The sequence below is a fragment of the Variovorax sp. W1I1 genome (genome assembly GCF_030815625.1).
Taxonomy (GTDB): Bacteria; Pseudomonadota; Gammaproteobacteria; order Burkholderiales; family Burkholderiaceae_C; genus Variovorax; species Variovorax paradoxus_C.
The window spans coordinates 3,244,150-3,258,085 of sequence record NZ_JAUSWZ010000001.1; the positions used below are offsets into that span (position 1 = coordinate 3,244,150).

Genomic DNA, 13,936 nt, shown 5'->3' on the forward strand with positions numbered 1-13,936 from the left:
CGCGAATCCGTCAGCTCGCTTGTGCGAGCGGCTCCGGCTGCTTCGATTGCAGCCCTGCTGTTCGAACCTGCGCCTCCTCGCGCTTGACGCGCTCGATGTCGCGGTAGCGATGCGCAGGATGGCTGTCCGGCAGCAGCGGTCCCAGGCCGAAGAGCTTCTCGCGCAGCGTTCCCGGCGCATAGGCCTTGGGGTAGACGCCGCGGCGCTGCAGTTCGGGCACGAGATGCGTCACCACGTCCTCGAAGGTCTCGTGCGCCACGGCATAGGCCAGGTTGAAGCCGTCCACATCGGTCTCTTCCACCCATTGCTGCAGGATGTCCGCCACCGTGCTTGCGGACCCGACGAACACCGGCCCCATGCCGCCCACGCCGCCCCACACTGCCAGCTCCTCGATGGTCCAGGCCTTGTCGCCGCCCGCCAGATGCTCGATGGCCGAGACGATGGCGTTGGTCTCCACGCGCCGGACCAGATCGGTCGGCGCGTACTGGCCGAAGTCGATGCCGGTCCAGCCCGACATGAACACCAGCGCGCCGTCGTAGGACACGTAGCGCTTGTAGTCCTCGAACTTGGCCTGTGCCTTCGCATCGGTCTCATCGACGATCACTGTGACGAGGTTGTAGATGAGCAGCTTGCGCGCATCGCGTCCCGCCGCCGCGGCTTGCTCGCGTACTTCGCGCACGTAGTTCTTCAGCGTGGATTGCCTCGGCGCAGCCACGAACACGCACTCCGCATGCTGTGCTGCAAACGCCTTGCCCGGCCCTGACGCACCCGCCTGGTAGAGCACCGGCGTGCGCTGCGGCGAGGGCTCGCACAGGTGATAGCCGGGCACATCGAAGTACTCGCCCTTGTGTCCGATCTCGTGGATCTTCTCGGGGTGGGCAAAGATGCCGGTGCGCCGGTCGCGCACGACGGCATCGCTCTCCCAGCTGCCCTCGAAGAGCTTGTAGAGCACCTGCACGTATTCCTGCGCGACCTCGTAGCGGTTCTCGTGCTTGCGCAGGCCGCCCTGCCCGATGTTCTTCGCGCCGCTCTCCAGGTACGAGGTGACGATGTTCCAGCCCAGGCGGCCCTTGGTGTGGTGGTCGGCCGTGGAGAGCCGCCGCGCAAAGGTGTAGGGGTGCTCGAACGAGGTCGACGCCGTGATGCCGATGCCCAGGTGTTCGGTCACCATGGCGATGGGCGCCGCCAGTTGCAGCGGATCGTTCACCGGGATCTGCGCCGCCTGCTGCAGCGCGTGGTAGTTGCCGCCCTTGTACACGTCGTAGTAGCCGATGACATCCGCGATGAAGATGCCGTCGAAGAGGCCCTTCTCCAGAACCTTCGCCAGATCGGTCCAGTAGTTCAGGTCCTTGTATTCCCAGGATCGATCGCGCGGATGCGCCCACAGCCCGGGGGACTGGTGCGCCACGCAGTTCATCTCGAAGGCGTTGAAGCGGATGGTCTTGGTCATGCGCGAATCCCTTCTCTTCAGCTCCAGGCGTGACGCGGCACGTGGACCCCGTTGAGCTGGTAGTTGCCTAGGTGGTAGTACTTCCAGCGCACCGGGTCGTGCAGCGTGTGCACGCGCGCATTGCGCCAGTGGCGGTCGAGGTTGTGCTCGGCCAGCGTGGAGCGCGTGCCCGCCAGTTCGAAGAGCTTGTTCGAGGCGTTGATGGCCACCTCGGTCGTCAGCACCTTGGCCTCGGCCGTGGCCACGGTGGCGGCGTTGACCAGGCTCTCTTCGGGGTCGGCCAGCGCCCGGTCGATGGCGCGGCCCGCGCGCTCCAGCAAAGCCTCGGCGGCGTGCAGGCGCAGCGTCAGGTCGCCGATGGCGCTGATGATGAACGGGTCTTCGGCCGCGGTCTCCTTGCCGCTGTCGATCCACGGACGGCTGCGGGTGCGCACGAAGGCGATGGTCTCCGCAATCGCGGCGGCGGCAATGCCCGCGTCGATGGCGGCCTGGATGATCTGCGAGATCGCGCCGGCCGCGGTGGGCCGGTCGAACGCGGCCACGGGCAGCAGGCGGGTGCGCGGCACGCGCACATTGGCGATCTGTATGGAGCCCGACGCGGTGGTGCGCTGGCCGAAGCTCGACCAGTCGTTGTGCACCGTGAGGCCCGGCGCATCGCGTTCGGCAAAGGCCAGGTAACCCTTGCCCTCCACCGGGTCCACCGCCACGATGGGCACGATGTGCGAGAGCAGCGCACCGGTGGTGTAGAACTTCTGCCCGTTGATCACCACGTCATCGCCATCGAACACCAGCGTGGTTTCGAACGCGGCGACGTTCTTGCTGTTCTTCTCAGAGAAGGCATTGCCGAAACGGATGCCTTTCAGCACCAGGCCGAACAGCTCTTCCTTCTGCTCAGGCGTGCCGTCGAGGTCGATGTGGCCGACAAGCGCCAGATGGTTCTGCGTGATCTGGGCGATGCTCGAATCGCCTTCCGCCACGATGCGGATCACATCGGCCAGCGTGGCGAAGGACACGCCCGCGCCGCCGTACGCCTTGGGCACGGTGATGCCCCAGAGGCCGCTCTGCGAGTAGGCGTCCAGCTCGGCCAACGGCAGCAGCCCGTCACGGTCGCGCAGCGCCGACTCGGAGCCGAACTCGGCGGCCAGGCGCCGGGCAACGGACACAGCCTCGGCATCGTCGCGAATGACATGGGCCGGTTGGGCCGGACGCGGGCGCGGTGCAAACGGCTCGGGGGTGTTGACGCGGGGACGGTCCAGGGTTGCGGTGGTCATGGTGAACTCCAGAAAAAGGGGAAAGAACGGACTGACGAGAGAACAGAACGCGATGCGGATCAGGTCTTGCGGCCGGGGCCGCTGCCGATCTGCCAGACATAGGGCGGCTCGGTGCCGTTGACGCTCCAGTCGCCCACGATGCGCGCCTTGTAGACGATGGGGTTGTGCGAGGACACCGTGCGCGCATTGCGCCAGTGGCGGTCCAGCGACTTGGAGGTGCTCGCGGCCGAGGCCCCGAGCGCATTGAAGAGGTCGGAACCCGCGCGCAGCACCAGCTCGGACACCACGATCTGGCCCTGCGCCGATTCGATCTCGGCATCGATGTTGGCTTGCCGCTCCGCTGCCTCGTCGCCGTGCAGGCGTGCCTCGTAGGCGCGCTGGGCCGGCAGCGTCGCGCGCAGCGCCGTGGCCTCCGCGGCATAGGCCAGCGCCGATATCTCGCCTGCGACCTGAAGGATCTGCGCGTCCTGGCTCACATGCTGTGCGTTGCCGTTGCTGTAGATACGCTGGCGGTTGCGCACCTCGTGCCCCACGTCGCGCTCGATGGCGCGGCCGATGCCAGCCAGCGTGGCGAGATGGAACAGTTGATAGAACGCCGTCTGGTACTTGAAGCGCGTCTCGAACGGAAACACGTTCTCGTCGTCGATGTGGGCGTTCTCGTACACCGAGGTGCCGCTGCCGGTGGTGCGCTGGCCGAAGCCGTCCCAGTCGTCGTGCTGCACGACGCCGGGCTGGTGGGTGCTGACCGCCGCCGTCACATCGGCATCGTTGTCGGCGCGGCGCGCATACAGGTCGACCCAGTCGGCAAAGATGCTGCCGGTGCTGTAGAACTTGCGGCCGTTGGCCACCCAGCGGCCGTCCTTTTGCGAGATGCGCGTGCCGACGTCGCCGATGGCCACCGCGCCGACTTCGGACCACGCATTGCCCACCAGCTCGCCCTTCACGAAGCGGCGCAGCCACACGTCGCGCGCCGCGCCGGGCGGCGCATTGAGGCGGTCTTCCACAAATGCGAAGTGCCCGCGCAATGCTTGCGGCACGTTGGAGTCCGCTTCTGCGAGTTCGATCAGCAACTGGAAAAGCTGCGGAATGGATGCGCCGCCGCCGCCGTGTTCCACCGGCACGCGCACCGCACCGAAGCCGGCTTCCTTCAGCCAGGTGATGGGCTCGAAAGGCAACTGGCGATTGCGCTCGCGCGCGAGCGCCGTATCGGCGATGCGCTGGAAGACGGGCCGGAACTTCTGCGCCAGCGCGGGATGCTCGTAGGGAGTCGACGCGGCAGTGGTGGTGCTGGCGCTGGTCGTGGCGCTGTTCGTGTGAGGGGCGAGGATGGTTTCAGTGCTCATGGCGATGCGAGGGCCTTGCGGCCTGGGTTGCGAGGGACAGGCGTGCGCCCGATTCGGGGTTGAACAAATGGGCGTGCGAGGGATTCCAGGTCAGCGTCACCTCCTCGCCCGCCGCGGCGCGGTGGCGTCCGGCGAGCCGTGCCAGCCAGGGGCCGGCATCGAATGCACCCGGCACGGTGCCGTGCAGCTCGGTGGTGGAACCCAGGTAGTCGACTGCGGACACGCGCAGCCGAAGCAGTGGCGCATCTGGCGATGCTTCGCCGGTCTGGAGCACGAGGTGCTCGGGCCGAATGCCAAGGCGCACCGCGTCGTCGTGCCGCCCGGCCGAACCGGGAGGCGCCGGCAGGCGGATGCCCTCGCCCAGCGAGAGCTGGCCCTGCGCCCATCGGGCATCGACCACGTTCATGGGCGGCGAGCCGATGAAGCGCGCGACGAACTCGTTGGCGGGCTCGTCATAAAGCGTCAACGGATCGCCCACCTGCTCGATGCGGCCGGCGCGCAGCACCGCGATGCGGTCGGCCATGGTCATCGCCTCTTCCTGGTCGTGCGTGACATAGACGGTGGTGGTGCCCAGTTGCCGCTGCAACGCACGGATCTCGGCGCGCATCTGCACGCGCAACTGCGCATCGAGGTTGGACAAGGGCTCGTCGAAGAGAAACGCCCGCGGCTCGCGCACCATGGCCCGCCCCATGGCCACCCGCTGACGCTGGCCGCCCGAAAGCTGGCGCGGATAGCGGTCGAGGTAGTCGTCCAGATGCAAGGCGGCCGAGGCCTTGGCAATGCGCTGCGCGATCAGCGCCTCGCTCTGGCGTTGCTCGCGCAGGCCGAAGGCCATGTTGTCGTGCGCCGTCATGTGCGGATAGAGCGCATAGCTCTGGAACACCATGGCCAGGCGGCGCTGTTGCGGCGGCAAATGGTCTGCCGCCTCGCCGTCGAACGCGATGCTGCCGCCGTCGGTGGTTTCCAGCCCGGCGATGGCGCGTAGCAGCGTCGATTTGCCGCAGCCGGATGGCCCCACCAGCACGACGAACTCGCCCTCGCCGATGCCGAGGTGAACATCGCGCAACACGGCGGTGCTGCCGTATTTTTTGGACAGGCCGGTGATCTGTATGTGAGACATGGAACTCGAATGAAGAAGAGACAGCCGTGCGCTCAGCGCCCGGCCCCCAGGCCGTCGACCAGCTGCTTCTGAAAGGCCAGAGCCACCAGGTACACCGGCGCAATGCCGACCAGCGAGGCCGCGGCCATCTGCCCGAAGTTCACGACGCGCTCGCCCTGGAAGAGCGAGATAGCGACGGTGATGGTGCGGATGTCCGGGCGACTGTTGAGCACCGAGGCGAGCAGGAACTCGTTGTAGGTGAGGATCAGGCAGATCAATCCCGTGGAGACGAGGCCGGGCCACAGCAGCGGCAGGTTCACGCGCCACAGCGTGCGCCAGTAGCCCACCCCATCGAGCCAGGCGGCTTCGTCCAGTGCCACGGGCACCTGCTTGAAGAAGCTGCGCAGCAGCCAGAACGCGACCGGCACGTTCATCAGGCCTTCCACCAGGCCGAGCCCGAGGATGCTGTTGTTCAGCCCGGCGTGGCGCATCATGAAGAACAACGGCAGCAGCGCCACCACGGGCGGCGCCACGTAGCTGGACAGCAGCGCGCCGGCCAGCGCGGGCCCGCGCCGCAGCTTGACCACCGCATACGTCGCGGGCACCGCGATCAAGAGCGTCACGGCCAAGCTGACCAGCGCCACCGCGAGCGAGTTGAGCAAGTTCCGATGCAGCGGCGCAATGTCGAACACCGTGGACCAGTTGGCCAGCGTGGGCGCCAGCGGCAGGAAGTGGCCCGAGAGCACTTCGTCCCGCGTCTTGAACGAGGTCGCGACCAGGAAGGCGATCGGCAGCAGGCAGAAGACCAGCACCGATGCGAGCGCGAGTCGCAGCGCTGTCTTGCGCAGCCATTCGCGTGTGGGGACCGCAGGGCTCGTCCGGCCTCTGTTGTTCGCGTGCGTTGTCGCCGAGACGGCGCCGACTTGCGCGGTGGATGCGTGGGCTGTTGTCATGTCGCTGTGCGTATGGATGTGCGCAGAGGCTAGCCCGTGCGTCGCTCCACCCACGTCAGGGTGCGGAGGATCGGCCATGTCACCCAGGCCACCAGCAGGCAGAAGACCAGCGTCTGCGCGGCCGCCTGCCCGATGTCGAAGTTCTGCAGGCCCGACTTCCAGACCTCGTAGCTCGCCAGCGTCGTGGCGCGCCCCGGCCCGCCGGCGGTGAGGATGTAGACCAAATCGAAGGTCTTGAGCGACATCACCACCCGCAGCAGGAAGATGCCGACCAGCGCAGGCGCCAGCAGGGGCAGCGTGATCTTGATGAAGATCCGCCGCGGGCTCGCGCCATCGAGCGCAGCCGCCTCGTACACATCGGAAGGCAGCGCCTGCAACGCAGCCACGCACAGCACCACCACGAAGGGCAGCCACTGCCAGCTGTCCGCCAGCATCACGGCGGGCAAGGCCCATGTCGAGGAGCCCAGCAGCGACACCGGCTCGTGCACCCATCCCAGGCGCAGCAAGGTGCCGTTGAGCAAGCCGCCGGCCGGCGCCAGCAGCAGCTTCCAGGCGACGCCGACGAGCACCGGCGGCGTCATCAACGGCAGCAGGATCAGGCTGTACGCCCAGCGCCCTTGCCGCAGCGCCTGCAGCAGCAACGCGATCGCCAGGCCGAGCACCAGCTGGAACAGGCAGGCCGGCACCGCATACAGCACCGTGCGCAGCAAAGTGAATGCGAAGTCGGAGGTCTGCACCAGCGTCTCGAAGTTGCGCCAGCCTGCCCACGCGGTCAACGGCTGGCCCAAAGTGGACTTCGTGAAGGCCAGCGCCAGCGTGTAGAGCCCGGGCACGACGCACACCAGCGCGAGGCCGAGGGTCGCGGGCGTCAGCATCCAGCGCGGCGCCGTGTGCTGGCGCCGCGCGTGCCACGTTCCCGGCGATGGCTGGCCCATTGCACTCATGCGGCGAGCAACTGCACCCAGCTAGCCTGCGCGGCCTCCAGCGCCTCGCGGGGCTTCTTCTTGCCGGAGACGATCAGCGCGAGCTGCTCGGTCAGCGCATCCATCAGCTTGGGGCTCTGCGCCTGCAGCGGCCAGGCCAGCGCATCGCCGATGGCGGCCTTCAATTGCGGCTGCAGGATGGGCGCGGCCTTGATGTAGTCGGGATGGTTCAGCACCGAGGTGCGGTTCGGGTCGATGCCGCTGCCCGGCAGCACATCCTGCTGGAGCGAGATGTCCTTGCTGGTGGCCCACTTGATGAATTCCCAGGCGAGCTCGGTTTTCTTGGTGCCGGCCGTGATGCCGAGGCCGAAGCCCGCATTCAATGCCGCGCGCGGCGTCTTGTTCTCGCCGCCCACGGGCAGTTGCACCAGCGCCCACTTGTCCACGATCTTGGAAGAGGCGGGGTCCTGCGCGGTCACGCCCAGGTCGGTCCAGAAATCGATCATGGCCGCCTTGCCGGACAGGAACGCGGGCAAGGCGTGCTCGAACGCCGTTTCCGCGGGCGTGGGCAAGGCATAGGGGACGATGCGCGCCAACTCTTCCGCCGCGGCGATGGCCTGCGGGCTGGTCAACGCGGGCTTGCCGTCTGGCGTGAAGAAGCTGCCGCCGAAACCGGCCAGCCGGTTGGCGTACGACGACCCCACGATCACCGGAATCTTGAAGCCTTGCACCACCGCGCCGTAGATGCCGTTGGCGGACTCTTTCTCGGTGATGAGGCGGGCGGCGTTGTAGTAGTCGTCCCAGGTCTTGGGGGCCGTCAACCCATGCCGGCCGAAGATCTCGGTGTTGTAGAACAGGACATGCGTGTCGCCGTCGTAGGGCAGGCCCCAGCGGCGGCCATCGCGCAAGGTGTAGGTGTCGTAGAGCGACGGCAGGAAGTCGCCGGGCTCGATCTGCGCGCTGTCGCGGGCGATGCGGTCGGTGACGTCCACCACCACCTTGTCGGCCACCAGCGCGCCGAGCGTGTGATAGAAATAATCGATGACGTCGAACTGGTTCGCGCCCGACTGCACATCGAGCGTGGCCTGCGCATGCAGCTGGTCGTAGGGCACCGGCGTGACGGTGACCTTGGCGCCGGTGAGCGCTTCGAACTCCTGCGCCAGCAGCTTGCCCGCCAGCGCATGCGGCTGGTTGAACAGCAGGTTCAGCGACTGGCCCGCGTATTTCTTTTCGCTCGCGCCCACGTCCGCCGAGGCCACAGGCGGCGGCGCCTCGGCGTCTTTCTTGCCGCAGGCAGCCAGCGCACCCGCAGCGCCCAAGGCGGCTGCCGTGCCGATGAATCGACGGCGGTTCAGAGCCGATGCGATCGCGGAAGACGCAGTGGCCGACGAGCCGGGCGCAGCAAGGGCATTCTGTTTTCGACGCATGTTGATATGACCTCAGTTTGGAAGCCGCGATGTATTCGCAGCGCAATGGATATATGCGAATCGCGTGCCACTTGCCCGCTCTATATGAATCAACGAGTTAGAGCGCATCGACCGCTGTCGCGCATGCTGGGTCGGCAGCAGGCTGCGGCTAGGTTGCTGATGAGCCAGCAGCGCGGCCCTCCCCCAAGCGCACGCACAAACACAACGGGCCTGCGACGCGAGGTCGCAGGCCCGTTGCATCGGACGCTGAAGAAATTCAGGAATAGAAACTGGGCTGCGGCAAGCGCGCATTGAGCGCCCAGTCGCCGAGTTCGCGCACCTTGTAGTCGACCGGATCGTGCAGCGTGTGCACGCGCAGGTTGCGCCAGTAGCGGTCCAGCCGCAGCGCGGCGGTGGTGGCGCGCGCGCCCGTCACTTCGAACATGCGGTGCGCCACCTCGAGGCTCGCGCGCGTGCTCGCGACCTTGGCTGCGGCGACGGCGACGGCCACCTGTCCGCGCTCGTGTTCATCGAGCGAAGTGCCGCGCAGCCATGCCTGGTCGAAGGCCGCGGCTGCCTGGTCGAGCAGCATGCGTGCGCCCTGCAGCGCGAGCCAGAAGTCGCCGTAGTGCGTGAGCACATAGGGGTCTTCGTTCGCGGTCGGAGCCGTTGAGAAGAGCCAGGGGCGGCCCTGCTGCAACGTGAAAGCTTTCGCCTCTTCGAGCGCGCCTTCGCCGAGGCCCAGATAGATGTTCGCGAGGATCAGTTGCGCCAGCAGCGGGCGCAGGCAAGCGAACGGCGTCGAGAGCGGGCCGGGATCGAGCAGCAGCTCGCCTGTCTCGACCCGCACGTTGTCGAACAGCACGCTGCCGCTGTCGGTCTGGCGCTGCCCCATGTTGTCCCAGTCATCGCGCACGGTGATGCCCGCGCGCTGCGTGGGCACAACGCCGATCAGCAGCCGGTCGTTCGCATCGAGGGCCGAGGCGAGCAGCACGTCGGAGTCGCTCGCGCCCGAGCAGAAGCTCTTGCGGCCCGAGAACACATACCCGCCATCGACCGCCTCCGCGCGCGTGGACTTGTCCAGCGGATTCAGCGCATTGCCCCAGAACCAACGCTGCACGCGCGTCTGCTCGATCCATGGCTGCCACTGCGCGCGCTGCGCGAAGAGCTGCGTGGTCGCGAGCAGCAGGTGATGAAAGGCGAACAGGTGCGCCACCGAGCTGTCGACGCGCGCGAAGCCGCGCACCACGGCTAGCGTCTGCTGCCAGCTCGCGCCGAGGCCGCCGAGTTCGGTCGGCACGCTGAGCATGAGCAGGCCGCTGCCCCGCAGCAGGTCGCGCTCGGCCTTGGGCGTGCCGCCGCGCTGGTCGCGCTCTACGGCGGTCTGCGCCAATGCCTGCGTGATGCGCTGCACCGTTGCATGCCAGGGCACGACTTCATCACCGGCCTCTGCAGAGAAGTGCTTCATGCGGCGGCCTTCTCGCGCACCGGCGTTTGCGACGAAGGCGGCACGATGTCGTTGGCGATGACCTCGCCGAAGGGCCCGGTGATGTTCGCCTGCCCCGCCGGTCGCACATGGTCCAGCGGCAGCAATGGGAACAGCAGTTCGGCCACCCGGTACGCCTCTTCGAGATGCGGATAGCCCGAGAAGATGAAGGTCTCCACACCGAGCGCCGCGTACTCCTTGATGCGCGTCGCCACCTCCTCCGGGCTGCCAACGAGCGCCGTGCCCGCACCGCCGCGCACCAGGCCCACGCCGGCCCACAGGTTCGGCGACACCTCGAGCTTGTCGCGCCGCCCGCCGTGCAACGCGGCCATGCGCTGCTGGCCCACCGAATCGAAGCGCGAGAAGGCTTTCTGCGCGGCGGCGATGGTGTCGTCGGTCACATAGGAGATGAGCTCGTCGGCGGCGCGCCAGGCCGCTTCGCTGGTCTCGCGCACGATCACATGCAGGCGGATGCCGAAGCGCAGCGTGCGGCCGTGCTTGGCCGCTGCGGCACGGGCCTTGGCGATCTTGTCGGCCACGTCCGCCGGCGGCTCGCCCCAGGTGAGGTACACATCGACCTGCTCGCCCGCGAGTTCGATGGCCGCTTCCGACGAGCCGCCGAACCACAGCGGTGGATACGGTTTCTGCACCGGTGGATAGAGCGTCTTCGCGTTCTCCACGCGCAGGTGCTTGCCCGAGAAGTTGACGGTCTCGCCCGCCGCCACGCCGCGCCAGATACGCAGAAATTCATCGGTGACTTCGTAGCGCTCGGCGTGCGTGAGGAAGCTGCCGTCACCGTGCTGCTCGTCGGGGTCGCCGCCGGTCACGACGTTGATGAGCAGGCGGCCGTCTGAGAAGCGATCGAGCGTTGCAGCCTGACGCGCGGAAACCGTCGGCGAAATGATGCCGGGGCGTATCGCGACCAGGAACTTGAGCCGATCGGTCTGTGCCGCGAGCGACGAGGCGACGACCCACGAGTCTTCGCACGAGCGTCCCGTCGGAATCAGCACGCCTTCGTAGCCCAGTTCGTCGGCGGCCTGCGCCACTTGCCGCAGGTAGCGATGGCTCACGGTGCGCGCGCCGCGCGAGGTGCCGAGATAGCGGCTGTCGCCGTGCGTGGGGAGGAACCAGAAAAGTTGCATGCGTCGGTTCAGCAGTTAGCGTGCCAATCGCCCTGCCTGCGGGAGCGCGCCAACGCACGCGATTTCTGCTGCTGGAGCAGCAGCCGAACACCACATCTGCTGCACGCGGCACATCGACCCGTCCGTGCTGCTGCCATGGAAGCAAAACGAGGATCGATAGACGTATCGCATCGTTGGTCGCGCTCTTCTTCGCCGCGAACATGCTGCTGGCGCAGCAACCGTGCTGCCTGCACATCATCGAGGACCTGTGTGTGAGTTCCGTTCTTTCCATTCCGGTTGCCGAATCCCCACGCGACATCGCGCGCGATCTCATGCAGCGCTTCGCCGCCACCGCGGTGGAGCGCGACGAGCGCGGCGGCACGCCGAAGGCCGAGCGCGATGTCCTGCGCGACAGCGGCCTGCTGGCCCTGAGCATTCCGCACGAGTTCGGCGGCGGCGGCGCGGACTGGCGAGAGACGCTCGATGTCGTGCGCCTGCTCGCAGAGGCCGACAGCTCGATCGCGCATGTGTTCGGTTTTCATCACCTCATGCTGGCCACGGTGCGGCTGTTCGCACGGCCCGCGCAATGGCAGCCGTGGTTCGAGCAGACCGCGCGCCGACGCTGGTTCTGGGGCAATGCGCTCAACCCGCTGGACGACCGCACGGTGTCGAGTGCGCACGAAGGCTGGCGCGAGTTCACCGGGCAGAAGAGCTTCTGCTCGGGTGCGCTCGATTCCGAGATGCTCATCGCCTCGGCGCGCGAAGCGGGCAGCGGCGCCTTCATCGTCGCGGCGGTGCCCACGGGCCGCTCGGGCATCTTCGTCGCGCCCGACTGGAACAACATCGGCCAACGCCAGACCGACAGCGGCAGCGTGACCTTCGAGAAGGTGCGCGTGGAGCAGCACGAGGTGCTGGCCGACCCGGGGCCGCTGTCGACGCCTTTCGCGTGCCTCCGGCCGCTGGTGTCGCAGCTCGTGCTGGCCAACATCTACCTGGGCATCGCCGAGGCGGCCTTCCACGACGCGAGGCACTACACGCTGCACGAGTCGCGCCCCTGGCATGCGGCACGCGTGGCGCAGATGCACGAAGACCCGTATGTGCTCGGCCACTACGGCGATTTCTGGGTCGGCCTGGAGAGCGTGCGGGTGCTGGCCGACCGCGCGGCCGACCGGCTCGACGCGGCCTGGCAGCGCGGCCCCGCGCTGACCGAGAGCGAGCGCGGCGACGTCGCGCTGGCGGTGGCCACCGCCAAGGTCGCGGCCACGAACACGGGCCTGGACATCTGTACGCGCATGTTCGACGTGGCCGGCGCGCGCGCCACCCACGGCGGCCTGCGCCTGGACCGCCACTGGCGCAACCTGCGCACCCAGACCCTGCACGACCCCGTGGCCTACAAGCTGCGCGAGCTCGGCGAATGGGCCCTCAAGCAGCAATACCCCGTACCGACCTTCTACTCATGACCGCCTACACCCGCCCCTTCGATGTGCTGCCATCGGTCGATGCCTCTTCCGCCGCCGACGAGGACTGGGACGCGCCCACGCTGCTGACCTTTCCCAATCCGCGCAAGCTGACCACCTCGATCCGCGCCACCGCGCAGGTGTTCCAGGACCCGCGCTCGGCCGCGCTGCTCGAACGCATCCGCATGGTGGCGCCCAGCGATGCCAACGTGCTCATCATCGGAGAGACCGGCACCGGCAAGGAATTGATCGCGCGGCATGTGCACGACCTGAGCCGCCGCAGCGGCAAGCCCTTCGTGGCGGTGAACTGCGGCGCCTTCTCCGAAAGCCTGGTCGAAAGCGAACTCTTCGGCCACGAGAAAGGCGCCTTCACCGGCGCGTTCTCGGCCAAGACGGGCTGGTTCGAGGCGGCCAACGGCGGCACGCTGTTCCTCGACGAAATCGGCGACCTGCCGCTGTCGATCCAGGTCAAGCTGCTGCGCGTGCTGCAGGAGCGCGAGGTGGTGCGCCTCGGTTCGCGCAAGAGCGTGCCCATCGACGTGCGTGTGGTGGCCGCGACCAATGTGCGGCTGCAGGACGCGGTGGCCGCCGGCCACTTCCGCGAAGACCTGTTCTACCGGCTGCACGTGGTGCACCTCGCGCTGCCCACGCTGCGCGAGCGCCCCGGCGACATTCTTCCGCTGGCGCGGCACTTCATCGAGGAATACCGCCAGCGGCTGGGGTACGGCGCGGTGCGCCTCGATGCGGGCGCCGAGCAGAAGCTCTCGGAGCACGGCTGGCCCGGCAACATCCGCGAGTTGGAGAACGTGATCCACCACGCGCTCCTGATCTGCCAGCACGACGTGCTGGGCGCGGAGCACCTGCACCTGTCTTCGCTGAACATCCAGAGGCGCCCGGCTGAAAGCGAGGCCTCTGCTGCGCAAGCCACGCCGCAACAGGCGCTGGAGACGGTGCTGCGCGAGCTGTTCAACGAGCCTCGCGAGCAGATGTTCGAACTGATCGAGGACACCGTGATGCGCACCGCCTTCGAGTTCTGCCACCGCAACCAGGTGCAGGCAGCGAGGCTGCTGGGGATCAGCCGGAACATCCTGCGCTCGAGGCTCATCAAGAGTCGAGAGATTACGGCTTTGAAATAACAGATGGAGGCCGGGAATGTGCAGCGGATTGTCAACGACCTCGAGAAAAAAAATCTCGTCGCGTTCGAGGCGAATCCTCACTACCGGCGCGCAGTTGGTCGTCCTGACCGAGAGAGGAAAACAGGTCTACACCGATGCCATGGCCTTGCAGGCGCCGTGGATCAACAGCCTCTGGGACGGGATCGCCGTGGACGACATCCAGACGATGCAAAAAATCATGGCGTCGCTGCGGCAGAAGCTGGAGCAAGACACGGAGGAAGAGGAGCCCGGCTGACCGCCGTCATCGGCCGG

12 protein-coding genes are annotated in these 13,936 nt (G+C 67.5%); 3 read left to right on the forward strand and 9 right to left on the reverse strand.

The genetic code is table 11. The features are described 5' to 3' along the window. Positions 1 to 10 precede the first annotated feature (10 nt). The 9 genes from QFZ83_RS15175 to ssuD form a co-directional block, all read right to left on the reverse strand. On the reverse strand, positions 11 to 1,450 hold the full coding sequence (locus QFZ83_RS15175) for an LLM class flavin-dependent oxidoreductase (RefSeq protein ID WP_307507767.1): 1,440 nt from the start codon (positions 1,448 to 1,450) through the stop codon (positions 11 to 13). Between the two features lie 17 nt (positions 1,451 to 1,467). Next, positions 1,468 to 2,721: an SfnB family sulfur acquisition oxidoreductase gene (locus QFZ83_RS15180; RefSeq protein ID WP_307507770.1), complete on the reverse strand. Its 1,254-nt coding sequence runs from the start codon at positions 2,719 to 2,721 to the stop codon at positions 1,468 to 1,470. 59 nt (positions 2,722 to 2,780) lie between these two features. After that, positions 2,781 to 4,064 (reverse strand): acyl-CoA dehydrogenase family protein, encoded by a 1,284-nt coding sequence (locus QFZ83_RS15185; RefSeq protein WP_307507774.1) that lies wholly within the window; start codon positions 4,062 to 4,064, stop codon positions 2,781 to 2,783. Continuing rightward, positions 4,054 to 5,184: an ABC transporter ATP-binding protein gene (locus tag QFZ83_RS15190; RefSeq protein WP_307507777.1), complete on the reverse strand. Its 1,131-nt coding sequence runs from the start codon at positions 5,182 to 5,184 to the stop codon at positions 4,054 to 4,056. Before QFZ83_RS15190 ends, QFZ83_RS15185 begins: the two co-directional genes overlap by 11 nt. 32 nt (positions 5,185 to 5,216) lie before the next feature. Continuing rightward, the gene (locus QFZ83_RS15195) at positions 5,217 to 6,116 is read right to left on the reverse strand and encodes a carbohydrate ABC transporter permease (protein ID WP_307507779.1); all 900 of its coding nucleotides are present in this window, start codon (positions 6,114 to 6,116) and stop codon (positions 5,217 to 5,219) included. A 29-nt stretch (positions 6,117 to 6,145) separates the two neighbouring features. Next, the gene (locus tag QFZ83_RS15200; RefSeq protein WP_307507781.1) at positions 6,146 to 7,060 is read right to left on the reverse strand and encodes a carbohydrate ABC transporter permease; all 915 of its coding nucleotides are present in this window, start codon (positions 7,058 to 7,060) and stop codon (positions 6,146 to 6,148) included. After that, positions 7,057 to 8,466 (reverse strand): sugar ABC transporter substrate-binding protein, encoded by a 1,410-nt coding sequence (locus tag QFZ83_RS15205; protein ID WP_307507784.1) that lies wholly within the window; start codon positions 8,464 to 8,466, stop codon positions 7,057 to 7,059. Before QFZ83_RS15205 ends, QFZ83_RS15200 begins: the two co-directional genes overlap by 4 nt. 256 nt (positions 8,467 to 8,722) lie before the next feature. Further along, positions 8,723 to 9,913 (reverse strand): acyl-CoA dehydrogenase family protein, encoded by a 1,191-nt coding sequence (locus QFZ83_RS15210; RefSeq protein WP_307507787.1) that lies wholly within the window; start codon positions 9,911 to 9,913, stop codon positions 8,723 to 8,725. Further along, on the reverse strand, positions 9,910 to 11,073 hold the full coding sequence (gene ssuD, locus QFZ83_RS15215; RefSeq protein WP_307507792.1) for an FMNH2-dependent alkanesulfonate monooxygenase: 1,164 nt from the start codon (positions 11,071 to 11,073) through the stop codon (positions 9,910 to 9,912). Before ssuD ends, QFZ83_RS15210 begins: the two co-directional genes overlap by 4 nt. Positions 11,074 to 11,246: 173 nt before the next feature. Between ssuD and QFZ83_RS15220 the strand changes: the two genes are divergently transcribed. The 3 genes from QFZ83_RS15220 (at position 11,247) to QFZ83_RS15230 (ending at position 13,919) form a co-directional block, all read left to right on the forward strand. Continuing rightward, positions 11,247 to 12,512, forward strand: a complete 1,266-nt coding sequence (locus QFZ83_RS15220; protein ID WP_307507794.1) for an acyl-CoA dehydrogenase family protein — start codon at positions 11,247 to 11,249, stop codon at positions 12,510 to 12,512. Next, positions 12,509 to 13,645, forward strand: coding sequence for a sigma-54-dependent Fis family transcriptional regulator (locus QFZ83_RS15225; RefSeq protein ID WP_307507797.1), 1,137 nt, complete (start codon positions 12,509 to 12,511; stop codon positions 13,643 to 13,645). Before QFZ83_RS15220 ends, QFZ83_RS15225 begins: the two co-directional genes overlap by 4 nt. Before the next feature lie 94 nt (positions 13,646 to 13,739). Continuing rightward, positions 13,740 to 13,919 (forward strand): hypothetical protein, encoded by a 180-nt coding sequence (locus QFZ83_RS15230; RefSeq protein ID WP_307507800.1) that lies wholly within the window; start codon positions 13,740 to 13,742, stop codon positions 13,917 to 13,919. The last annotated feature ends 17 nt before the right edge of the window (positions 13,920 to 13,936 follow it).